Source organism: Nitrincola tibetensis, from assembly GCF_003284585.1.
GTDB classification, from domain to species: Bacteria; Pseudomonadota; Gammaproteobacteria; order Pseudomonadales; family Balneatricaceae; genus Nitrincola; species Nitrincola tibetensis.
The window spans coordinates 63,639-83,718 of the sequence record NZ_QKRX01000007.1; the positions used below are offsets into that span (position 1 = coordinate 63,639).

At 48.1% G+C, this 20,080-nt stretch carries 22 protein-coding genes; 14 read left to right on the plus strand and 8 right to left on the minus strand.

What is annotated here, in order from left to right:
- Positions 1-55 precede the first annotated feature (55 nt).
- The 7 genes from bioB to DN062_RS10660 all read left to right on the plus strand — a co-directional run bounded on the left by bioB (position 56) and on the right by DN062_RS10660 (position 5,833).
- Positions 56-1,105: a biotin synthase BioB gene (gene bioB, locus DN062_RS10630; RefSeq protein ID WP_112159312.1), complete on the plus strand. Its 1,050-nt coding sequence runs from the start codon at positions 56-58 to the stop codon at positions 1,103-1,105.
- Positions 1,102-2,295 (plus strand): 8-amino-7-oxononanoate synthase, encoded by a 1,194-nt coding sequence (gene bioF / locus DN062_RS10635; protein ID WP_420811671.1) that lies wholly within the window; start codon positions 1,102-1,104, stop codon positions 2,293-2,295. The genes bioB and bioF overlap by 4 nt, the downstream gene beginning before the upstream one ends.
- A complete protein-coding gene (locus DN062_RS10640; RefSeq protein ID WP_112159313.1) occupies positions 2,292-3,080 on the plus strand; it encodes an alpha/beta fold hydrolase in 789 nt (262 codons plus the stop codon). The genes bioF and DN062_RS10640 overlap by 4 nt, the downstream gene beginning before the upstream one ends.
- The gene (gene bioC / locus DN062_RS10645; protein WP_112159314.1) at positions 3,077-3,877 is read left to right on the plus strand and encodes a malonyl-ACP O-methyltransferase BioC; all 801 of its coding nucleotides are present in this window, start codon (positions 3,077-3,079) and stop codon (positions 3,875-3,877) included. Before DN062_RS10640 ends, bioC begins: the two co-directional genes overlap by 4 nt.
- Positions 3,874-4,554 (plus strand): dethiobiotin synthase, encoded by a 681-nt coding sequence (bioD, locus tag DN062_RS10650; protein WP_112159315.1) that lies wholly within the window; start codon positions 3,874-3,876, stop codon positions 4,552-4,554. The genes bioC and bioD overlap by 4 nt, the downstream gene beginning before the upstream one ends.
- Positions 4,555-4,650: 96 nt before the next feature.
- Positions 4,651-4,902, plus strand: coding sequence for a hypothetical protein (locus DN062_RS10655; RefSeq protein WP_237748540.1), 252 nt, complete (start codon positions 4,651-4,653; stop codon positions 4,900-4,902).
- 40 nt (positions 4,903-4,942) lie between these two features.
- Positions 4,943-5,833 carry a putative metalloprotease CJM1_0395 family protein gene (locus DN062_RS10660; RefSeq protein ID WP_112159316.1) on the plus strand — a complete coding sequence of 297 codons (891 nt, stop codon included), beginning with the start codon at positions 4,943-4,945 and terminating at the stop codon, positions 5,831-5,833.
- Here the strand turns inward: DN062_RS10660 and DN062_RS10665 are convergent.
- Positions 5,824-6,603 (minus strand): alpha/beta fold hydrolase, encoded by a 780-nt coding sequence (locus DN062_RS10665; RefSeq protein WP_112159317.1) that lies wholly within the window; start codon positions 6,601-6,603, stop codon positions 5,824-5,826. The genes DN062_RS10660 and DN062_RS10665 overlap by 10 nt on opposite strands.
- Before the next feature lie 13 nt (positions 6,604-6,616).
- The gene (xseA, locus tag DN062_RS10670; protein ID WP_112159318.1) at positions 6,617-7,954 is read right to left on the minus strand and encodes an exodeoxyribonuclease VII large subunit; all 1,338 of its coding nucleotides are present in this window, start codon (positions 7,952-7,954) and stop codon (positions 6,617-6,619) included.
- A gap of 155 nt (positions 7,955-8,109) precedes the next feature.
- On the opposite strand from xseA, the gene guaB reads away from it, so the two are divergent.
- The gene (gene guaB, locus DN062_RS10675; RefSeq protein WP_112159319.1) at positions 8,110-9,579 is read left to right on the plus strand and encodes an IMP dehydrogenase; all 1,470 of its coding nucleotides are present in this window, start codon (positions 8,110-8,112) and stop codon (positions 9,577-9,579) included.
- 130 nt (positions 9,580-9,709) lie between these two features.
- Positions 9,710-11,290: a glutamine-hydrolyzing GMP synthase gene (gene guaA, locus DN062_RS10680; RefSeq protein ID WP_112159320.1), complete on the plus strand. Its 1,581-nt coding sequence runs from the start codon at positions 9,710-9,712 to the stop codon at positions 11,288-11,290.
- 504 nt (positions 11,291-11,794) lie between these two features.
- Here guaA and DN062_RS10690 read toward each other — a convergent pair.
- Positions 11,795-12,088, minus strand: a complete 294-nt coding sequence (locus DN062_RS10690; protein WP_239995769.1) for an acyloxyacyl hydrolase — start codon at positions 12,086-12,088, stop codon at positions 11,795-11,797.
- 109 nt (positions 12,089-12,197) lie between these two features.
- Between DN062_RS10690 and DN062_RS10695 the strand changes: the two genes are divergently transcribed.
- Both DN062_RS10695 and DN062_RS18865 read left to right on the plus strand, forming a co-directional pair.
- Positions 12,198-12,434: a hypothetical protein gene (locus DN062_RS10695; protein ID WP_112159323.1), complete on the plus strand. Its 237-nt coding sequence runs from the start codon at positions 12,198-12,200 to the stop codon at positions 12,432-12,434.
- A 5-nt stretch (positions 12,435-12,439) separates the two neighbouring features.
- A complete protein-coding gene (locus tag DN062_RS18865) occupies positions 12,440-12,730 on the plus strand; it encodes a hypothetical protein (protein WP_193483891.1) in 291 nt (96 codons plus the stop codon).
- Positions 12,731-12,894: 164 nt separating this feature from the next.
- Here DN062_RS18865 and DN062_RS10705 read toward each other — a convergent pair whose 3' ends face one another.
- Positions 12,895-13,536, minus strand: a complete 642-nt coding sequence (locus DN062_RS10705; protein WP_112159324.1) for a response regulator — start codon at positions 13,534-13,536, stop codon at positions 12,895-12,897.
- The gene (locus DN062_RS10710; RefSeq protein WP_162301289.1) at positions 13,533-14,663 is read right to left on the minus strand and encodes a sensor histidine kinase; all 1,131 of its coding nucleotides are present in this window, start codon (positions 14,661-14,663) and stop codon (positions 13,533-13,535) included. The genes DN062_RS10705 and DN062_RS10710 overlap by 4 nt, the downstream gene beginning before the upstream one ends.
- A gap of 140 nt (positions 14,664-14,803) precedes the next feature.
- On the opposite strand from DN062_RS10710, the gene DN062_RS10715 reads away from it, so the two are divergent.
- Both DN062_RS10715 and DN062_RS10720 read left to right on the plus strand, forming a co-directional pair.
- Positions 14,804-15,925 carry a DUF418 domain-containing protein gene (locus DN062_RS10715; protein WP_112159326.1) on the plus strand — a complete coding sequence of 374 codons (1,122 nt, stop codon included), beginning with the start codon at positions 14,804-14,806 and terminating at the stop codon, positions 15,923-15,925.
- Between the two features lie 108 nt (positions 15,926-16,033).
- Positions 16,034-16,462 (plus strand): hypothetical protein, encoded by a 429-nt coding sequence (locus tag DN062_RS10720; protein ID WP_133256757.1) that lies wholly within the window; start codon positions 16,034-16,036, stop codon positions 16,460-16,462.
- 77 nt (positions 16,463-16,539) lie between these two features.
- On the opposite strand, the gene dmeF is transcribed toward DN062_RS10720, so the two are convergent.
- Both dmeF and DN062_RS10730 read right to left on the minus strand, forming a co-directional pair.
- Positions 16,540-17,493: a CDF family Co(II)/Ni(II) efflux transporter DmeF gene (gene dmeF, locus DN062_RS10725; RefSeq protein ID WP_112159328.1), complete on the minus strand. Its 954-nt coding sequence runs from the start codon at positions 17,491-17,493 to the stop codon at positions 16,540-16,542.
- Positions 17,494-17,520: 27 nt separating this feature from the next.
- Complete coding sequence (locus tag DN062_RS10730; protein ID WP_112159329.1) at positions 17,521-17,793, minus strand: metal/formaldehyde-sensitive transcriptional repressor; 273 nt, start codon at positions 17,791-17,793, stop codon at positions 17,521-17,523.
- A 305-nt stretch (positions 17,794-18,098) separates the two neighbouring features.
- On the opposite strand from DN062_RS10730, the gene tadA reads away from it, so the two are divergent.
- Positions 18,099-18,596 (plus strand): tRNA adenosine(34) deaminase TadA, encoded by a 498-nt coding sequence (gene tadA / locus DN062_RS10735; protein WP_112159330.1) that lies wholly within the window; start codon positions 18,099-18,101, stop codon positions 18,594-18,596.
- Here tadA and mltF read toward each other — a convergent pair.
- Positions 18,571-20,055 (minus strand): membrane-bound lytic murein transglycosylase MltF, encoded by a 1,485-nt coding sequence (gene mltF, locus DN062_RS10740; RefSeq protein WP_112159331.1) that lies wholly within the window; start codon positions 20,053-20,055, stop codon positions 18,571-18,573. The genes tadA and mltF overlap by 26 nt on opposite strands.
- Positions 20,056-20,080: the final 25 nt, after the last annotated feature.

A 20,080-nucleotide genomic window follows, 5' to 3' on the forward strand; every position in this document is an offset into this window, starting at 1 on the left:
CAATGTCGGCATACATCCATTTGGCCAGTGTTGATCATTAAAATAAGGTAACTCCATGCAATACTCTAGCGCAATACGTCATGATTGGACAGAGTCAGAAGTTCAGGCTCTTTTTTCTTTACCCTTTAGTGATTTGATCTTTCAAGCGCAAATGGTACATAGAGCGTATTTTGACCCTAATGCGGTTCAAGTGAGTACGTTGCTTTCGATTAAAACCGGCGCTTGTCCAGAAGATTGTAAATACTGCCCTCAAAGTGCTCATTACAACACGGATCTCGAAACCGAGCGTTTAATGAAAGTGAGAGCGGTATTAGAAGAGGCCCGTGCCGCAAAAGCAAAAGGTGCAACACGCTTTTGCATGGGAGCGGCGTGGAAGAACCCTAGGGCAAAGGATATGCCTGCTATTTTAGAAATGGTGCAAGGCGTTAAAGCAATTGGATTAGAGACCTGTATGACGCTGGGAAGTTTAAGTTCTGAGCAGGCTTCTTCATTAGCAAAGGCGGGTTTAGATTACTATAACCATAACCTTGATACCTCCCCTGAATATTATGGTCAGATCATTACAACGCGTTCCTATCAAGAGCGTTTAGAAACCCTCTCACATGTTCGTGATGTCGGCATGAAAGTATGTTGTGGTGGGATTTTAGGGCTTGGCGAAAGTCAGCGAGATCGAGTCGGGCTGCTCTTAACCTTGGCAAATTTACCTGCACATCCAGAATCCGTGCCGATCAATATGCTGGTGAGAGTGGAAGGAACACCTTTAGCAGATGTTGAAGATCTCGAACCTTTTGAGTTTATTCGAACCTTAGCCGTTGCTCGTATCATGATGCCTGCATCACATGTGCGTTTGTCGGCGGGTAGGACGGCGATGAACGAACAAATGCAGGCGTTGTGCTTCTTGGCGGGCGCCAATTCCATTTTTTATGGTGAAAAACTGCTGACAACTGATAACCCCATGGCTGATGCGGACCGCGCGTTGTTTAAGAAGCTCGGTATTCATCCGGAGCCTATTCAGGTACCCGATGAGGATGAGGATATGGTGCAACTGATGGAGCAGATACAAGCTCAGAAGGATCGTGAATTTTTCTACGATGCATCACGATGAAAGCAATGGATTTTGCTTTGCAAGCCGCATTGGATGAGCGAGCCTTATCTCATTTGTATCGTAAGCGATTGACACATGCAGGACCACAAAAACCTTTTTTACAGGTTGGAGGGGAGCCATTACTGGCGTTTTGTTCAAATGATTACCTGGGATTAGCGGCAGATCCTCAGGTTGTTTCTGCGCTGACCAAAGCAGCGCACGAATACGGCTGTGGCGGTGGAGCGTCTCACTTAGTGTGTGGGCATAGTCAAGCCCATCATCAATTAGAAGAGGAGCTGGCTGAGTTTACTGGGCGAGAAAGAGCGCTGCTATTTTCAAATGGATATATGGCCAATATGGGCGTTATTACGGCGTTGACCCATGCGTCTGATGCCATTTTTCAGGATAAACTCAATCATGCCTCTCTAATTGATGGAGGATTGTTGAGCCGTGCAAAGTTCAATCGTTATCCGCACTTAAACTACGATCTGCTCGAAAAGCGGCTGATGCAATCCGAGGCTAATCGGAAACTGGTGGTCAGTGATGGTGTGTTCAGTATGGATGGCGATACCGCCGATATTAACTGCTTGAGCCATGTGTGTCAGTCACATAATGCTTGGCTGATGATCGATGATGCTCATGGCTTTGGTTGCCTGGGTGAAAATGGCGGTGGTGTTTCTGAGTTGTATGGCGCATCACAAGAAAATGTCCCGATTTTGATCGGCACGCTTGGAAAAGCCTTTGGCACCTCTGGCGCATTTGTCGTGGGATCGAATGCTTTGATCGAAACGCTCATTCAGTTTGCGAGAACTTATATTTATACAACCAGCCTATCGCCAGCCATTGCTGAAGCGACTCGTGTCAGCTTGTCATTGATTCAAACAGAGGGGTGGCGACGACAGCAACTTCGGGCGTTAATTGCCTATTTTAAAAATGGATGCCAAGCGCTCAATCTTCCCTTGATGCCATCATCGACACCGATTCAGCCTTTACATGTAGGTTGCTCACAGCAAGCCCTTAAGATCAGTGATGCGTTGAGAAAGAAAGGCATGCTGGTTACTGCAATACGACCACCAACGGTACCAGATGGGCAATCTCGCTTGCGAGTGACTCTAACAGCACTGCACGATTTTACACATTTGGATCAGCTGTTAGACGCCTTATCTGATTTAGGTTCACTGTTTGTCGAGCCAATGGAGCGTGAGTTATGAGCGCAAAACAGGCTGAAAGTGCGCCTTTGGACTTAGTGGTTTTAAGCGGGTGGGGCAGTGAGTCGAGCATATTTGATGCGTTCTTATCAGGTTGGTCTTCTCGCTTTCGGATAACAAAAATTGATTATCAGTCAGTGCCCCTGCCAATAGGTAATGAGTGCATCGAAGACCTTAAATCCCATTTAATTTGTGCTTTGCTTGAACAAGTGCCTCGTAAGTCGATATTGCTTGGCTGGTCACTAGGAGGATTGGTGGCCAGTTGGATCGCTAATCGACTGGATGCTAAAGCGTTCATTGCGTTAGCGTGGAACCCTTGCTTTGTTCAGAAAGCTGGGTGGCATCATGCCATGTCACCCGAGGTCTTTGATGATTTCGCTTCTGCTTTTAATGCCAATGTTCGGCAAATGCAGATGCGCTTTATTGCATTGCAATCGCAGGGTTCAGCTCATGCTTCAATGGAGCGTAAAGCGTTGTTAGCGAATCGAAAAGACTACTCAGACGTACTGGTATTGGATCAGGCTCTGCAATTCCTTAGATTATTGGGATGCGATGCCCGTATGGAATTAGCGCAACTCTCATGCCCTTCCTTGCTCCTTTTTGGTGAAAATGACGAGTTGGTTCCCCGAGAAGTCATTTCGGACATTAAGAATTTGAACCCTCTAGCAAGTGTTCGCTGTATTCCAGACGCGGCTCACCTGCCCTTTATCTCTCAGGCAGAAGAGGTTAATCGTTGCCTGCACGCTTTCCTTGCTCAGCAGAATATCTTGATTGAGGAGGATGTATGATTACAGGTTATGCTGACGAAAAACGCAAAATTGCGGCACAGTTTAGTCGTGCTGCAAAGGAGTATGACAGTGTCGCTTCTTTTCAGCGTGAGGTGGCCGACTATTTGTTGAACGCTCGGGTCACCCCTGCGCAACGTGCGAATGAAGTATGGTTAGATTTAGGGGTGGGAACGGGCTATGCACTGCCTAGTCTTCGACAGTTGAATCCAAAAGGTGCGCTCATTGCGTTGGATATAGCAGAGGGTATGTTGGTGCATGCATCCGAAACGTGTGATCGGCTGGCGGTTAGCCGAGTCTGTGGTGATGCTGAACACCTTCCCTTAGGCTCTGAGACTGTGCATCGTGTTTTTAGTAGCTTGGCAGTTCAATGGTGTTTTGACCCAACACAGTTGTATAGAGAGTTGCACCGGGTTTTAAAGGTTGGCGGTCGTGCGACCTTGGCAACCTTGACCGAATCGAGTTTATGTGAATTAAAGCAAGCATGGCGAGTCATAGATAACGATGTGCATGTGAATCACTTTTTATCTCACGGTGATATCCTCAAGCATGCGCAGCCTTATTTTTCGGTGAACTCTGAAGAAAAAACCTATCATTTGAATTACCCCGATGTTATCGGTTTGATGAGGGACCTAAAAAAAATAGGTGCCAATCACGTCATTGGCAAGGCATCATCGGGTTTGAGTAAACGAAATTATCTGCGTCAACTGATGAAGGCTTATGAGCCCTTTTCGGAGGATCAAGGCGTGAGAGCAACCTACGAAGTGTGTTTTTTAGATCTTGTAAAGGTATCTGAATGAAGCAAAGTTTTTTTATCGCCGGCACGGATACAGGAGTCGGCAAAACACTGGTATCGACAGCCTTGTTAAGGTTATTTAATCAACAGGGCTATGCAACCATCGGCTTAAAACCCGTTGCTGCAGGGTGTGAAATGACACCAGAGGGGTTGCGTAACGACGATGCGTTGCAGTTGCAAAAAGCGGCGAGCGTTGAGTTGGACTACGATTTGGTTAATCCCGTTGCTTTAGCACAACCCATAGCGCCTCATTTGGCGGCGGGTTTTAAAATGTTAAGTGCCGAGCGTATTGCCGCTTTTTGTCGGGGTGCTATGCTGCACGATGCCAACATTTACATTATTGAAGGGGCTGGCGGATGGCGGGTTCCTTTAAACCGCAGGGAAACAATGGCGGACTTGCCTAGGCTGCTAGACATCCCAGTCATACTGGTCGTTGGTATGAAGCTGGGCTGCCTCAATCATGCGTTACTGACTGCTGAGTCCATCCGCCGAGATGGGTTGCAACTGGCGGGCTGGGTTGCCGTTGAAACCGATGCGTCAATGCTCGCACTGGATGAAAATATACGTTCATTGCAAGAACGAATCCCCGCGCCATTCTTGGGGCATATACCTTATATGGATGTGCCAAGTGCAGATGTTGCGGCGGCAAGCCTTAAGGTTGATTATTTATCTGGAGGCTAAAAATTGAACAAAATATGCTCAATTCTGTCTTATGTGCTATACTGAGGTTGATGTTTCTAACGACTTTAAGAAACAAAAAAAGCAAACAGGTGACGTATGAATATCAATGGTGTTTCTGCCCAAGCAACGGGGCTTTTGAACGTTAATCGTGGATTGGACAACAATCAACGCCAGGCAGGTGATATTCAAGGAACTGGTCGTTCGGATCGGCCTGAATTGGCGACGGGTGTTGAAGTCAATCCGGCTGTCGCTCAATCTGCTGTTAATGCAAATGTTGCAGCGGCTTCCACTCAAGTGGTGAGCGAGAGCAGTGAAGTTCTAGGCTCAATGATTGATACCCGAGTGTGAGTAAACCTATCGGGTTTTGAATTAAACGGAGGGCTGTTGTATGCAAATCAATAGCTATACTCCTGTTATCCCTGCAGGAGGAAAAAGTGCGAACACTGGCACGATTTCCTCTTTGCCAGTATCTGCAAACGCTTCTGAGGTCGACACCAAAAATTCGGCCTCTCTGCCTCCTCCTTCGACTCGCATCGCTCCCACTGAAGGTGTTAATACGCCTGTAAACAGGGTGTCGTCCTCTACGTCTGTTTCCAAAGCCGAACAGCAGCAAGAGCAACAAAAACAGCAGGTTTTACAAGAGTTGGCGAGCCGTGATCGTGAGGTCAAGCAACACGAACTGGCGCACAAGGCGGCGGGTGGTCGTTATGCGGGAGCGATTACCTATGACTTTCAACGCGGCCCTGATGGTGTGATGTATGCGGTGGGGGGCTCTGTCAGTATCGATACCTCGCCTGTCCCCGGAGACCCCAAAGCGACGTTAGAAAAAGCCGAAACAATTGTGAGGGCCGCCTTGGCACCTGCTGAGCCGTCAACGCAAGATCTCAAAGTGGCTGCTAGTGCGCGGGCGATGGCAAACGAAGCTAAGGTTGAACTTCAGAAAGAACAGGCTGAAACTTTAGTCAAAGAAACAGAGTCTGAAGACACAGCTAGTCAAACCTCAACAGCGGAGCAAGAGAAAGAAGTTCCGACGCTTAGTACTCTGCAAGAGTTTCGTTCCGAAGCAGAGACCGAAGAAGCGTCCCAACGAGAAAAGCGTGAAGAGATTGCAGAAGCTCTAAAAGAGCAGCGACAAGAAACAGCCGAAAAGTTGAAAGAGTTTGTGCATCAGATGTCTGAGATTCAAGAAAAAATCAAAGAGTTAAATATCCGCTTGGTTGAAACAGGCGCTTTGCAGCGCCTAAATGAACCTGGCTCTTTATTTGATACTCAAGCGTAATCTTTCCCCTCGCTTAGTAAAAAGCGCTCAACCAACTTTAGGAAGAGCGCAGGCTTTTCTGCATGAGGCCAATGGCCCGTACCTTCAATAATTTTAAACTGATAGTTTGGGAAGAGCGTTTCAATCGCCTGTTGATGCTCGCGCTGAATATACTGGGACAAAGCGCCTTTTATAAACAGGGTAGGGCCTTGGTAAGGTGAACCCTTAGGGGTAGCCGAGATATTTGCATATTCTTGTTCTAACACGCTTAGGTTCATACGCCAAGCGAACTGCTTTGTGGGTGTTCTGTAGAGGTTTTTGAGCAGAAAAGCTCGGGTAGAGGCTTCGGGAATCATGTGTTTAAGCTGTTCATCCGCCTCGTTGCGTGAGGAAAGGGATGAAAGATCGATTTTCGATAAGCCACTAAAAACTTGCTCGTGATGATGTGGGTATGCCACAGGAGCAATGTCTGCAACAATTAGTTTGGAAATCAGCTGAGGTTGGTTAAGTGCTAACTCCATAGCCACTTTTCCACCCATTGAGTGGCCAAGCATATAACAAGGAGCCACTCCAAGGGTGTCGATCAACTCGGCGATGTCTTGAGCCATGGCGGGATAATCCATGGTTTCTGAATGGGGAGAGCGACCATGATTGCGCAAATCAATACTGATAACATCGAAGCGTTCGCTAAGGGTCTTGCTGATGCCTCCCCAATTTTCCAATGTGCCAAAAAGACCGTGTAAAATAAGTAAGGGGACGCCGCTGCCAGAGCGCTGATAATGAAGTTGCATAGAAGATCTCGTTTTATGTCAATGAATTATCGATACGAGTGACGCTAAGCTCTAAGGAGCCTTTTGAAAGCCTTGCGTTGATCGTCTCATTAAGCTTGACTTGGTTCGACTCAGTAATGCCAAGGCCATCGGCTGTTTGCAAAATAGCATAGCCTCGGCTGAGTGTGGCCAGTGGGCTCACTTGATGCAGAAGCGCTGCTTGTTGTTTTAAGCGATTATGTTGGTGGTTCATGAATTGCTGCATCGCTAATCTGTGTCGTGCGTCAAGTTGCTGCAGGTATCGATGGTGCTGCTGAACTAAATTTAAGGGCGCCTGCTTCAGTAGTCGTTTATTCAGTTGCTCAAGTTTAAGTTGGGCATTTTTGAGTTGGCGCAGCGTCAGTGAGTGCAGGCGCAGTTCTGCTCGATCAATACGCTGGGCTTGGTCTCTGAGTTTATCACCTGGGTGACGTAAACGTTTTTTTAGATGAGAGAGAGACTGACGACTGCTATCAATCTGCAGCATTATGGCTTGATGAAGTTGACGAGCCAGACGCGATAGCTGGTTTTGTATATCGAGTTGATTAGGGCTCAGAATTTCAGCCGCTGCAGAAGGGGTTGGTGCTCGATAATCGGCTACCCAGTCGGCAATGGTGATGTCTGTTTCATGACCGACTGCCGATACGATGGGGAGGCGACTGGCAAAAATAGCACGAGCAACGATTTCTTCGTTAAAGGGCCAAAGATCCTCAAGCGAGCCACCACCGCGTCCAACAATCAAAACATCGCAACGTTGATCGCGATTTGCAAACTCAATGGCCTTAACAATCTGTCCTGCGGCTTCTTTTCCTTGTACTGCCGTTGGGTAAAGTGTGACCGCTAGACCGGGAAAGCGGCGCTGGAGCACGTGTAAAATATCATGTATTGCAGCTCCCGTTGGCGACGTGATGATACCAAGATGCGTGGGATGCGCAGGCAGTGCGCGTTTATGCTCGGCGGAGAATAACCCTTCAAACTGAAGCTTGGCCTTCAAGGCTTCAAACGCAATTTGCAATTGCCCTGTTCCGCCAAGTGCCATTTGCTCCGCAATGAGTTGGAAATCCCCACGACCTTCATAGAGGCTAACCTTTGCAGTAAGAACCACTCGGTCACCCTCTTTGGGCAATGTCCGAATAAACTGAGTACGGTTTTTAAACATAGCGCAGCGAACCTGTGCGCGAGAGTCTTTTAACGTAAAATACCAGTGGCCTGAAGAGGGGCGCGCCAAATTGGAGATCTCACCTTCGACTTGAATAAGGCTAAAGGAGGACTCTAATAGTGTTTTGGCAGACTGATTGAGTTCGCTGACAGAGAGAGGCTTGGATAAATTCATAAGAGTGATTGTGACTGACTCATCTTTTTGTCTAAGGTCGGTTACATAAAAATAACACAGTATTGACATTGAAAGCTTGGGGTAGATTGAGAAATTATACTATCTTGTATATACTAATGGGTCTTATTTTCCAATGTCAGACAGGCTGCTTGATAATGTTGCGAATCGTTGAAGAAGCACTTACCTTTGATGATGTACTTTTAGTACCTGGGTATTCAGAAGTACTGCCAAAAGACGTTTCACTTAAAACCCGCCTCACCAAGGGCATTGAATTAAATGTGCCTTTAGTATCGGCAGCGATGGACACCGTGACTGAAGCCCGTTTAGCAATTGCTATGGCGCAAGAAGGCGGTATTGGTATTATTCACAAGAACTTAGCGCCAGAGTTACAGGCCGCTGAGGTTCGTAAGGTCAAGAAATATGAGTCAGGGGTTGTGTCCGAACCTGTGACTTGCTCGCCAGATACCCGAGTAAAAGAAATTCTTGAAATGGCCCATAATTACGGCTTCTCAGGATTTCCTGTGCTTGATGGTGAAGATTTAGTCGGGATTGTGACCAGTCGAGACGTTCGCTTTGAAAGTGATATGGATGCGCGTGTCGAATCCATCATGACTCCTAAAGATCGTCTAGTGACGGCAAGAGAGGGCGATGATCCTGTTTATATTCGTGACTTGTTACGTCAGCATCGAATTGAAAAAATTCTGCTGGTCGATGATAACTTCCGTTTAACGGGCATGATGACCGTTAAGGATATGAGCAAAGCCAAAGCCTTCCCATATGCTGCAAAAGACAGTAAAGGGCGCTTGATTGTTGGCGCGGCTGTTGGCACTGGACCAGAAACACCAGAGCGTGTTGAAGCTTTAGTGAATGCTGGTGTCGATTTAATTGTCGTTGATACCGCGCACGGCCATTCAAAAGGCGTTATTGATCGTGTCAGCTGGGTCAAAGAGACTTTCCCTCATGTTCAGGTGGTGGGTGGTAACATCGCCACAGCTGAAGCGGCTATTGCGTTGGCTGAAGCCGGTGCGGACGGTGTAAAAGTTGGCATAGGTCCTGGCTCTATTTGTACTACGCGTATCGTTGCAGGTATTGGCGTTCCTCAAATTAGTGCAGTTGCCAATGTTTCTGAAGCATTGAAGCCCTATGGCGTCCCTGTTATTGCCGATGGCGGTATCCGTTTCTCTGGTGATATCTCTAAAGCAATTGCTGCTGGCGCCTCTGCTGTCATGGTCGGCTCTATGTTGGCTGGTACGGATGAAGCGCCCGGTGAAGTTGAGCTTTTCCAAGGTCGTTCTTTCAAGTCATACCGCGGTATGGGGTCTTTAGGGGCGATGTCTGGATTGACAGGCTCATCGGATCGTTATTTCCAAGATGCGAAGGCAGGTGTGGAAAAGCTCGTTCCTGAAGGTATTGAGGGGCGTGTGCCGTGTAAAGGGCCTATGCACAATGTTGTTCATCAGTTGATGGGCGGATTGCGTGCTTCAATGGGCTATACAGGCTGTGCGACTATTGAAGAAATGCGCACTAAACCTAAGTTCGTTCGGATTACCAGCGCGGGTATTACTGAGAGTCATGTTCATGATGTCAGCATTACAAAAGAAGCACCTAACTACCGCGTAGGCTAAATCTGATACGGTAATTGATTGATAAAGTGGGGCGTTTGCTGCCCCATTTTTTGTTTTTAAACCCGGCTGCTCAAACGCTTTTGCTGCAGCGGATTTGATGATTAGACTAGCCTTCACCGGAGTCACTGAAATGAGTAAAGATATTCATGCGCAACGAATTCTAATTTTGGATTTCGGTTCGCAGTATACCCAGTTGATCGCCAGACGCGTTCGAGAGCTTGGCGTCTATAGCGAGATTCACCCATTTGACATGAGTGAAGATGCAATACGTGAATTCGCGCCAAAAGGAATTATTTTGGCAGGTGGTCCTGAGTCAGTGACTGAGTTGGACTCACCCAGGGCACCGCAAGTCGTGTTCGATCTTGGCATTCCGTTGTTCGGGATTTGCTATGGCATGCAGACCATGGCTGAGCAGTTGGGTGGTGCGGTAGAGTCATCTGAAAAGCGTGAGTTCGGTTATGCGCGGGTGCGTTTAGCCAGTAGCCCAAGCCGCTTGTTAGAAGGTATCGATGACCATATCGCCAATAACGGCTCCTTATCTTTAGATGTTTGGATGAGTCATGGCGATAAAGTGACTGTGATGCCTGAAGGGTTTCATGTGATTGCATCGACGGAGTCGGCTCCCATTGCGGCGATGTGCGATCCTGCACGTCAATTTTATGCCGTTCAGTTCCACCCTGAAGTGACGCACACTAAGCAAGGTATGCGGATACTGGATCGCTTTGTCAGAGAAATCTGTGGTACAGAGGCTTTGTGGACTGCACAAAACATTATCGATGACCTCATTGAAAAAGTGCGCGCTCAAGTCGGGGACGAGAAAGTTCTGTTGGGCTTGTCAGGTGGTGTTGATTCATCTGTCGTGGCGGCCTTATTGCACAAGGCGATCGGTGATCGTTTAACCTGTGTCTTCGTTGATAATGGTTTGTTACGCAAAAATGAAGGCGAGCAGGTCATGGACATGTTTGCTCGAAACATGGGCGTTCGTGTGATTCGTGCCGATGCTGAAGAGCGTTTCTTAGGGCGTCTGGTTGGTGAGTCAGATCCTGAAGCAAAACGTAAGGCGATTGGCAATACCTTTATAGAAGTCTTTGATGAAGAGGCTGAGCGTCTGACTGAATGCCGTTTCTTAGCGCAGGGGACAATTTACCCTGATGTTATTGAGTCAGCGGCTTCAAAAACAGGCAAGGCTCATGTGATCAAGTCGCATCACAATGTGGGTGGTCTGCCAGAAGATATGAAGTTTGATCTAGTTGAGCCTTTGCGTGAATTGTTTAAAGACGAAGTTCGCAAGATCGGTTTAGAACTAGGCTTGCCGTATGACATGGTTTACCGCCACCCCTTCCCAGGCCCAGGCCTAGGTGTTCGTATCTTGGGTGAGGTGAAAAAAGAGTACGCGGATATTCTGAGAGAAGCCGATGCCATTTTCATCGAAGAATTGCATAAAGCCGATTGGTACCATAAAACAAGCCAAGCCTTTGCTGTGTTTTTACCCGTAAAGTCCGTGGGTGTTGTGGGTGATGGCCGTCGATACGAATACGTTATTGCGTTAAGAGCGGTTGAAACGATTGATTTCATGACCGCGCGTTGGGCACATTTGCCTTACGACTTGTTGGAGACTGTTTCAAGCCGCATCATCAATGAAATCGCTAAGGTTTCACGCGTGACCTATGATGTGTCGAGCAAGCCGCCAGCTACGATTGAGTGGGAATGATCACGCGTTAGGCACTAGCTGGTATTGACCAGTAATAAAACACTTATAAGCCCATATTTTTATGGGCTTTTTTGTTTTTTGTGTTTGGCAGATTTTAGCAGCGGCAAGCACCCGACCGGGATGGCTTATATGTGGCCGTCACTCCTGCCGATTCCATCTCACAGCATTCGATTTAGGTAGGGTCTGGTATAATCCGCCCCCATGAAACTACCACGAAAACAAACAGAAACAGCCCGTTCCAAGAGCGACTTAACCGTCGCAGAACTGGCGCGCCTGAACGCTGAAAACAGTGTTCTACGTGATGAGAACGAGGCTCTGAAACGACGAGTGGCCTGGTTCGAGAAGCAGTTATTCGGTGAGAAATGCGCTTTAATGATCAGGTACCGATTAAAGTGATCTCACTGTCAACGCCAGAACTTGAAGGACCTTCACCCGAGTTTTTATCGTTAGCTCGTTGGCCTTTTTCGTTCTGGTGGGGTGCTGTTCGGTAATAGCGCCACGCCCTTAGAAAGGGTGGCGGTAACCGATTGATAGGGTTTCGAAACCGCTATTCGGCTTTTTGATCCCCGCGTTAGAGTAGTGGATCAGACTGACCGAGAGTTCGCTGTTGCCCAGTGCCATGCCGAGGGCGAGGCGGTCTTCGAACTGGAAAGTGGTGGAAAGTTGGTGCTTTTCAAGATGTGTGTTAAGAAACAGCGCCGCACCGATGCCCGTCTCGACAAACACCCAGCGCTCACCGACAAAGCTCCATCGCAGGGCCGGAGTCAGTGTCCAGATCGGCATCGGTCTGATGTACAATGAAGAGCTCCTGTTGATCGTGGCCGCTCAGCTCCCCTTTCTCGCCCCTTTGCCTCTGGCATTTGCCTGGTTACTGGCTTAAGCCCTGCTCAAGGTACTGTTGTGGGGTATGATCCTGATGATGGCGGCCGATGGAGGCTGTCCTCATCGCGGCCGAGCTGGCCGATATCGACTTGCCGACCATCAGCCTAGTGAGCCTGCTGGGAATGGCGATCCTGGTGTTTTTCTTCTGGCAGCTGTTCGCCTTCTGTCTGGGTTTCATGGCTATGTCCGAACGCCAGTAAAGTTACCGACTGGCGAAGGCCTACGCCGAACTCTCAGCGACTCGTCAGCTGCTGGCGGATAGCGCACGTGCCAGCGAACGCCTGCGCATCTCCCATGGAACGGCTGGTCGATGATATCCGGCATGTAGCCGCAGGAGGAGCGGCCATTTGCCCCTCGATTACCGAATGCCGAAGGAACGGTGAAGAATCAGGTTTCGAGCATTCTTTCCAAGCTGGGCGTACGCGACAGGGTGCGCGCGGTGCTGCGCGGCATCGAGTTGGGCTGGATCTGATGCTTGCAAGGGTCTGGCATGGGCGAGCGATAAAGCGTAGCCCATCCGGTTTGCTCGGGAGTCGAGTGGATTCAAGAGCCGGATGAAATATCCGGGCTAAAGACTCACAGCATTAACCCGGTGATATAGGAATGTACAGTTCCGATGCATTTATTGACCAGTGTTCAATTTGATCGAGTACCCCATCACAGTGCACAAAAATGATCACGCTTTTAGCTTGCTGATGGTCTTCAGGTGCCCTTCGTGTCAATTATATCAAACCAATTTCCAGGGCCTTCAGAACAGCTCGGGTTCTGTCTCGTACATCGAGTTTGCTCAGTATGGATGAGACTTGATTTCGAATGGTGCCTACGGATTTATGCAGTGCATCTGCGATCTCTTGGTTTGAATAGCCTCCTGCTACCAGTTGAAGCACTTGAATTTCTATCTCGGTTAACTGTTCGACTACCAGAGTGTCGTTTGTTTTTATCTGCTCTTTGTCTTTTTCGACCCGACAGGTGACAGCAGGCTGCAGCCAGGTTTTGCCCTGTGCAAGGCTCAGAATAGCATTGGTCAGTGCCTTAAAACTAACATCTTTGCGGAGATAGCCTTTAGCTCCCAGCTTGATGCACTCCAGTACCAAGTTATGATTATCAAACGTGGTAAGGATCAGAACGGGTGTGTTTATATTTCTGTCCTGCATTTGTCGTAGTACATCTTGACCATTAACGCCGGGCATTTGCAAATCCAGCAAGAGTACATCCGGCTGATGCTTGGCAATCAATGAAATCACCTCTGTCCCATCATCTGCCTCTGCAACGACATGCATGTCTGGCCTCAATTGGACCAGGCTTTTGATACCCTCGCGAATCAGATTCTGGTCATCCACCAACAGTATCTTGATATGTGTCATATGGGTTCCGGTATTCTGATCTGTAGATTGAGTCCGCTCTTTTCTGTGTTCAATATCAGGCGGCCGTCCAACGCTCGAATCCGCTCCATCATCCCGCGTAAGCCATTACCCGGTTTTATAGGTGATTGAACCCTGCCGTTATCTTCAATGGTAAGAATTAACTCTCCTGTATCCCGTATCAGGCTCAGCTGGCAGTGTGTTGCATGACTATGCTTCAGTACATTGGTGATGGCTTCTTGAGCCGAGCGAAAGAGTATTTCGGCTGCTCTGGCGTCAGTAATAACCAGATCAGGGTCAATGGCTACCTGAAGATCTAGGTTATCTAGATCTTCAGTCAGAGCAATGAGTGCGCTGCGCAGATCCAGTTCATTACTGCTGCGAATATCCGACACCGCTTCGCGAACATCACCCAGCAGGAGTCGGGTGATACTCTGCGCTTTGATGATATACGGTTTTGCATTATCCGTACTTATTTGACTGGCCACTTCCAGTTGAATGCTAAGCGCAGTCAGGTGATGTCCGAGAGCATCATGAAGGTCTCGCGCAATGCGCAGGCGTTCATCACGTCGGGTGGTTGAGTGAAGGAGGCTCTGTGTAGCACGAAGCTCACGCAGCAGGTGTGAGTTAATTTCCTTGGCCTTGCGCTCCTCCAGCATGCGATTGGATGCATAGAAGGAAAACAGGTTGAGCAGAATAAACAGGATGGTGTTGAACCAGGCGAACTCTGCAGGCATTTGTAGAAAGTAGATCAGAGGCATCGCGATGGCGATCACCAAGATCACTGGTGCGCTTAGATAATCACCTAGTTGGGAAACCAGCATGATGCCCAGAATGACGATGACACCATTAGGAAACAAGAAAAGCAGAATAGACAGTCCAGCGGCTTGAAGAATCAGGCCTAAATAATTGTTCTGGTCGGCAAAAATTCGCCAGACTAAACCAGTGATATAAAGTGTGAAGCATGTCGCAGTCAGAGCGATATTGGGCAGGGTGAAATTGAGTCTGTTGTGTACATCCGGATAATCAATTTCCCAGAGGTAAATGGTAAGGGAAAACACAAAAGCCCATGCAATGATGCTCAGGGAAAGGTCGTATATTTTGTATCTGGCAGTCTGATGTCTATTCATTTGGTCAGTATTCCATAGGTCAGGCTCTGCCAGCATAGGGCAAATGTCATGACATTTGTCACATGCAGTGTATGTGTGCTTCAAATAGTCTGGCTTTGGGTACAGCGATAGTCAACGGTTAAAAAAGTAAAGGTGGTTACGTGGACGGGCAGCGCAATAATGAAGTGGATGTAATCCGAATAGTGGCTTTGATGGGGATCTGCATCGTCAACGTGCCGTTTATGGCATTGCCGGTGGAGGCGGTATTCATGGTGCCCGACAATGCACCAGACAGGCTGGGTGCATTCATTGTTGAAGGCCTGTTTCAACTTAAGTTTTTTCTGCTGTTCTCTTTTATTTTTGGTTGGGGGATGGCAATTCAGGCGCGTACAGCTGAGCATTCCGGTCAGGCGTTTTCCGAACGTTACTTTCGCAGGTTGATTGGTCTGGCCTTGATGGGTGTCGGGCATGCCGTGCTGGTGTTCAGTGCTGACATTCTGTTGCTGTATGCATTGTTGGGCATATTGCTTTGGCTGTTAAGGGGGTTGTCTCCACATTCTCTCATCTATTTTGCGGTCAGTATGATCCCAGTCAGCCTCGCTTGTTTGTCGGTGCTGGCGGTTTTCATTGATGAGTTGCTCAAAAGCGATATGATCAATATGGGTGTTGAGGGGCATCATCTCGCTGGCTCATTTATTCAGGCGACACAGGGGCGGTTGCATGAATGGCCAGTGACCTTTCTCTTTTTACTGTTCTTGCAAGGACCCTTGGCTCTGGGCGCATTTACTTGTGGTCTGGCGGCAGCCAAAACTGATTTTTTCGTGCTGGGAAGCGATGGGTTTGTGGCCCTGAAAGCGTCAGTTCCAATGCTGTTGTTGATCGCATTACCTTGTAATCTTCTCTATGCGGCGACCATGAGCGGGGTGATTCCGTCCACTTCTGAATGGTTAAGTTTTGTCGGGTTTATTGCGATGGGGTTGGGTGCACCGGCACTATCTGCTATCTATCTGTATTTGATCATTATTGCTTCTCGTCGCTTCAGCTTTCCATTGTTGCTTATGATGGCAGGCCGAAACTCGCTATCGACCTATATTTTACAAGGGGTTGTATGTGGCTTCGTCTTCAGTGGCTACGGACTAGGGTTATTCAATCAGTATGGGCTTTTGGTGTTGGTGCCTGTCTCGGTTTTGATCGGTGTTCTGTCCATGTTGCTTGTGGGTAGTTATGCCAGATTGTTCGGTCGTGGACCGCTGGAGCCTTTATTACGAAAAATCAGCGGTTGAAAAGGGGAGATATTATGGGGCATGTCAGGCTTTATACTGCACTCATACTGCTGTTTTCATCTGTTGGTGTGAGCGCCCAATCTTTGTTTGAATATGCAGTGTATATTGATGGTGCATCTGCTTCCTGGTGCCGGGGAAGTTCTGGCGATTAGTGAGTTGATATTGTCAGATGAGCATGAGGCGGTAGTTGGTACTCGTTTTGCTCGTGATAGCTTTGATACCAGTTTTCTTGGTATTCCTTATCTGTGGAAAAATTTAGGGTATGTGCTTCCGGATAGTATGTATATCTTTGATACAGAGAAGATGTATATATACTCTGCTGAAATTGAGTATCGGGGTGAAGGGCACCACCACTTCAATGGTGCAGTTGTAACATCACATCACTATACATTAAACCCTTCAGGTGCTGATCCAGCTGAGATCCGGCTTGCCAGTGCGGATGGTCGTGATCCCCATTTTCTGGAGGTAGTAGGCGATTCATACAGAGTAGTGTTGACGTCTAAGCAATCTGAGAGACCTAGTAGAGTTCTTGAGTGAAGTTTTTCCGATCTGAACTGACACATCTTATGTCTTAAGGGGGCATCAGAGCCAAGAATATCCCAAGTCAATCAACTTCAGTAAATAGGCTGCACCTCAACAGTAATATGTGATAGTTCGTGAATGTGCTCAAGTTGTGCCTTGTAATGAGCAGGTTCTTTCGGTTCATGAGTAGCTAACGCGATGATCGCTGCAAAATGACCAGGGCCGACTTGCCAAACGTGTAGGTCGGTGATTCGGTCCTTGCTATGAGTCATCGCTTCCTGAATTTCTTGGCGAACTACCTCGCCCTCAGAGGCGGCGTCGAGCAGAACACTCCCAGCGTCACGGATCAAACTCCAAGACCAGCGAGCAATAACCAGTGCACCTACCACGCCCATGATGGGGTCTGCCCATTGCCAGCCATAGCTGCGACCGAGTAGCAGCGCGACAATCGCTAAGATTGAGGTCAGAGCGTCAGCCAACACATGCATATAGGCGGCACGAAGGTTGTTGTCACGTGCTTTAGGATGATGGTCGTGGTGATGCGCGTCATGTTCATGGGCGTGGTTATGATGATGGTGATGGTGGGTGTGATCGTCTTTCAGCAGCCACGCGGAGACTAGGTTGACGATCAAGCCGACAACGGCCACCGCGATGGCCTGTTCGAACTGAATGGCGACAGGATTGGCTAAGCGAAGAAAGCTCTCCCAGCCGATGAGCAGTGCGATCAACGCCAACACCACGGCGCTTGCAAATCCGGCAAGATCACCGAGTTTGCCAGTGCCAAACGTGAAGCGTGGATTATTTGCATGTCGACGTGCGTAGCGGTAAGCCAGTACGGTAATCAGCATCGCGCCTGCGTGAGTGGACATATGCCAGCCATCGGCCACCAGTGCCATGGAGCCATAGATAGTGCCTGCAATGATCTCGATTACCATCATGCTGGCTGTAAGTGCGATGACCAGCCAGACTTTGCGCTCATTTCGTTGGTGGTCATCACCCAGAAAAGAGTGCGTGTGACCTAGTGTAGGAACTTGTGTGCTTGTCATCTTTGAAATTCCTGTGGGGATTGGGGGTTATTTCATGTAGGTTCGGATGACCTCGATCATCTCCTCGCCGGCTTGTCGGCGCTCATCCTCAGTTGGCGCGGCGATGACGTGTTCACGAAGGTGGGCTTCCATCACTTCTGACGTCAGCCCGGTTACTGCACCTCGCACGGAAGCGATCTGACGTAGCACCTCGCTACACGCAGCATCTGTCTCTAAGGCACGCTCAACCCCTTCAAGCTGTCCCTTGAGGCGGCGAACGCGAGCAATAAGTTTTTCTTTTTGGCGAGTCGTGTGAGCCATAAGATTAAGCACCTAATATAGTATAGGGGGTTATATTAAAGTATCTATAAGGATGGGTAAAGGTAGATTGATTTGACCTAGCTGATTGAGTCGATGCGTTTAAAGTTTCATTGAATAGGCGAGCCTGCCAGAATCAAATATAAAGATGCCTTCAAATTCCTCAACGCTGTTGCAAACCGAATTGAAACAGCAAAGAACTCACGTATAATCACTAACCCATAATCAAGCTTAATCCGCGTGCGCTTAAGTATTGATTATAAACAAATTTATTTTTTCGTTTACTATCAAGTGAATCTATAGCAGCTATGTCGACTGAACAAACAGATCAACAATGGATGATGCAAGCCCTAGACTTGGCTCAGCATGCGGCTGATCTAGGCGAGGTGCCTGTTGGTGCTTTAGTCGTTCTGGATGGGCAGATAATCGGGCGAGGTTGGAATCGCCCGATTACGGGGCATGATCCTTGTGCCCATGCGGAGGTGATTGCCTTGCGTGAGGCCGCCTTAGCCGTGCAAAACTATCGATTAGTCAATGCGGATCTTTATGTCACACTAGAGCCGTGTATGATGTGTGCAGGTGCCATCGTCCATGCCCGTATTAGACGCGTCATTTATGCCGCTTTAGAGCCCAAAGCAGGAGCCCTTGTTAGTCAGCTTCAAGCGCTCTCGTTGGCCCACCTCAATCACAAGCCCGAAGTGGTTGGTGGTGTGTTGGCCACAGAATCTAGCGAGTTAATTAGCCTGTTTTTTCGACGCCGTCGCGAAGAGCAAAAGCGCCTCAAAGGCTTGGTGCAAAATTCCTAAGCACGCGCTCGCTAATGTCCTGCAAGCTATCTTCTGATAAGGGAGGTAAAGTGCCGAACTGCTCCAGTATTGAATTGCTTTGTAACTCCCACTGTAAGATATCCATGTATTTAATGATGTTGTCTACATATTGCACAGGTTCATGCCCGCGTGCGTACCCGTGGCGCAGTTGGCTGTAGTAACGCTCTTGTGCCAATAAGGGTAGGTGTAGGCGAACATCCTCCCATCGATCAGGGTTTTTGCCCTTTTGTTGTGTGAGACGCCTAGCATCCAGAAGATGTCCATATCCTATATTATAGGCAGCGAGTGCAAACCAAGTGTGATCAGGTTCGGGAATTCTATCGGGAATTCGGCGTTTCATCTGATGCAGGTAACGTGCTCCGCCCATGATGCTTTGTTCAGGGTCGGTGCGATCCTCAACATCGACTTCGCTTGCGGCTGCGTGTGTTAGCATCATAATGCCTCTAACACCCGTGGCCGAAACAGCGTCAGGATTCCAGTGAGACTCTTGATAGCCCAGCGCTGCGAGAAGTTCCCACGCAAAGCCAGTCTCGTTCGCCGCATTTTTAAAATAAGGTTCTAGAGGAACGAGTCGCTCTTCCAGGTGTTTTCGAAACGAAAGGGTGTCGAAAAAATTCAAGGGATTTTCTTGCGAAAAGTAACGGGCTTCTAGGGTTTCGATTAGCGTCTGTGTTTCTTCTAAAGCGAAAAAGCGATGCATCTCTTTTAGAAGGGAGGTATCGTTACTTTTGGTTAAAAACCAGCTAATGGGTTTTGTATCACCAAGTACAAATGCTTTACGAAGGCCTGGAAAAAAAGAGCGCTGAGTATTGAAAAAATAGGAGTCGATTAATGTGAAGTCGAGCTCATTGTTATGCACTGAGCGAAGTAGATCGATCATATCTTGGTTTTCTCGCTCCTCCCACGTGAGCTCTGTATGCTCTAGTTGAATCTGCTCCAATATGTCGGCATAGCTCGAGTTTGCAAGGATTGCAATCGCTTTACCATAGAGTTGTTCAATTGACTTTGGGGCTTTGAATCCTTGTCGAGTGCGATAGATGACCGAAGGAGCGGATTCCCGATAGGTGGGGCCAGGAATCAATTGATTTAAACGCTGATCCGTATTCAACAGGTTTGCGGCAATAAAATGAGCACTGCGTTGGTTGAGCAAAGAGAAGAGTTCGTTTAAATCTTTACTGACATAGAGTTCTAGTTCAACTCCTAGGTGTTGAGCGAAGGCCTTGGTCAGTTCATATTCAAAGCCAACGGCTTCGCCGCGTTCAAGGTAGTAGGTCATTGGATTATTAATGGTGGCGACGCGAAGAATGCCTTGATCTCTGATATAATCAAGCTGGGTCGATGATCTAAGACTGATCATTACCAGTGAGAACATGAAAATGACGACTGACACAAAGAGTATCAGCTCCCGTAAGGGATGAGGCTTCGTAGTAAATAACATAGTCTCTGCTTTTCTGGTATCCAGT

Bases quoted from the DNA above. Each gene is read 5' to 3' on its own strand.
- bioD (WP_112159315.1), top strand. From the start codon at position 3,874: ATGAAGCAAAGTTTTTTTATCGCCGGCACGGATACAGGAGTCGGCAAA.
- xseA (WP_112159318.1), bottom strand. From the start codon at position 7,954: ATGAATTTATCCAAGCCTCTCTCTGTCAGCGAACTCAATCAGTCTGCC.
- DN062_RS10730 (WP_112159329.1), bottom strand. From the start codon at position 17,793: ATGGCTCACACGACTCGCCAAAAAGAAAAACTTATTGCTCGCGTTCGC.
- dmeF (WP_112159328.1), bottom strand. From the start codon at position 17,493: ATGACAAGCACACAAGTTCCTACACTAGGTCACACGCACTCTTTTCTG.
- guaA (WP_112159320.1), top strand. From the start codon at position 9,710: ATGAGTAAAGATATTCATGCGCAACGAATTCTAATTTTGGATTTCGGT.
- DN062_RS10705 (WP_112159324.1), bottom strand. From the start codon at position 13,536: ATGACACATATCAAGATACTGTTGGTGGATGACCAGAATCTGATTCGC.
- bioB (WP_112159312.1), top strand. From the start codon at position 56: ATGCAATACTCTAGCGCAATACGTCATGATTGGACAGAGTCAGAAGTT.
- guaB (WP_112159319.1), top strand. From the start codon at position 8,110: ATGTTGCGAATCGTTGAAGAAGCACTTACCTTTGATGATGTACTTTTA.
- tadA (WP_112159330.1), top strand. From the start codon at position 18,099: ATGTCGACTGAACAAACAGATCAACAATGGATGATGCAAGCCCTAGAC.
- DN062_RS10695 (WP_112159323.1), top strand. From the start codon at position 12,198: ATGATCCTGATGATGGCGGCCGATGGAGGCTGTCCTCATCGCGGCCGA.
- DN062_RS10660 (WP_112159316.1), top strand. From the start codon at position 4,943: ATGCAAATCAATAGCTATACTCCTGTTATCCCTGCAGGAGGAAAAAGT.
- DN062_RS10665 (WP_112159317.1), bottom strand. From the start codon at position 6,603: ATGCAACTTCATTATCAGCGCTCTGGCAGCGGCGTCCCCTTACTTATT.
- DN062_RS10710 (WP_162301289.1), bottom strand. From the start codon at position 14,663: ATGAATAGACATCAGACTGCCAGATACAAAATATACGACCTTTCCCTG.
- bioC (WP_112159314.1), top strand. From the start codon at position 3,077: ATGATTACAGGTTATGCTGACGAAAAACGCAAAATTGCGGCACAGTTT.
- DN062_RS10655 (WP_237748540.1), top strand. From the start codon at position 4,651: ATGAATATCAATGGTGTTTCTGCCCAAGCAACGGGGCTTTTGAACGTT.
- DN062_RS10720 (WP_133256757.1), top strand. From the start codon at position 16,034: ATGGTGCATCTGCTTCCTGGTGCCGGGGAAGTTCTGGCGATTAGTGAG.
- DN062_RS10640 (WP_112159313.1), top strand. From the start codon at position 2,292: ATGAGCGCAAAACAGGCTGAAAGTGCGCCTTTGGACTTAGTGGTTTTA.
- mltF (WP_112159331.1), bottom strand. From the start codon at position 20,055: ATGTTATTTACTACGAAGCCTCATCCCTTACGGGAGCTGATACTCTTT.
- bioF (WP_420811671.1), top strand. From the start codon at position 1,102: ATGAAAGCAATGGATTTTGCTTTGCAAGCCGCATTGGATGAGCGAGCC.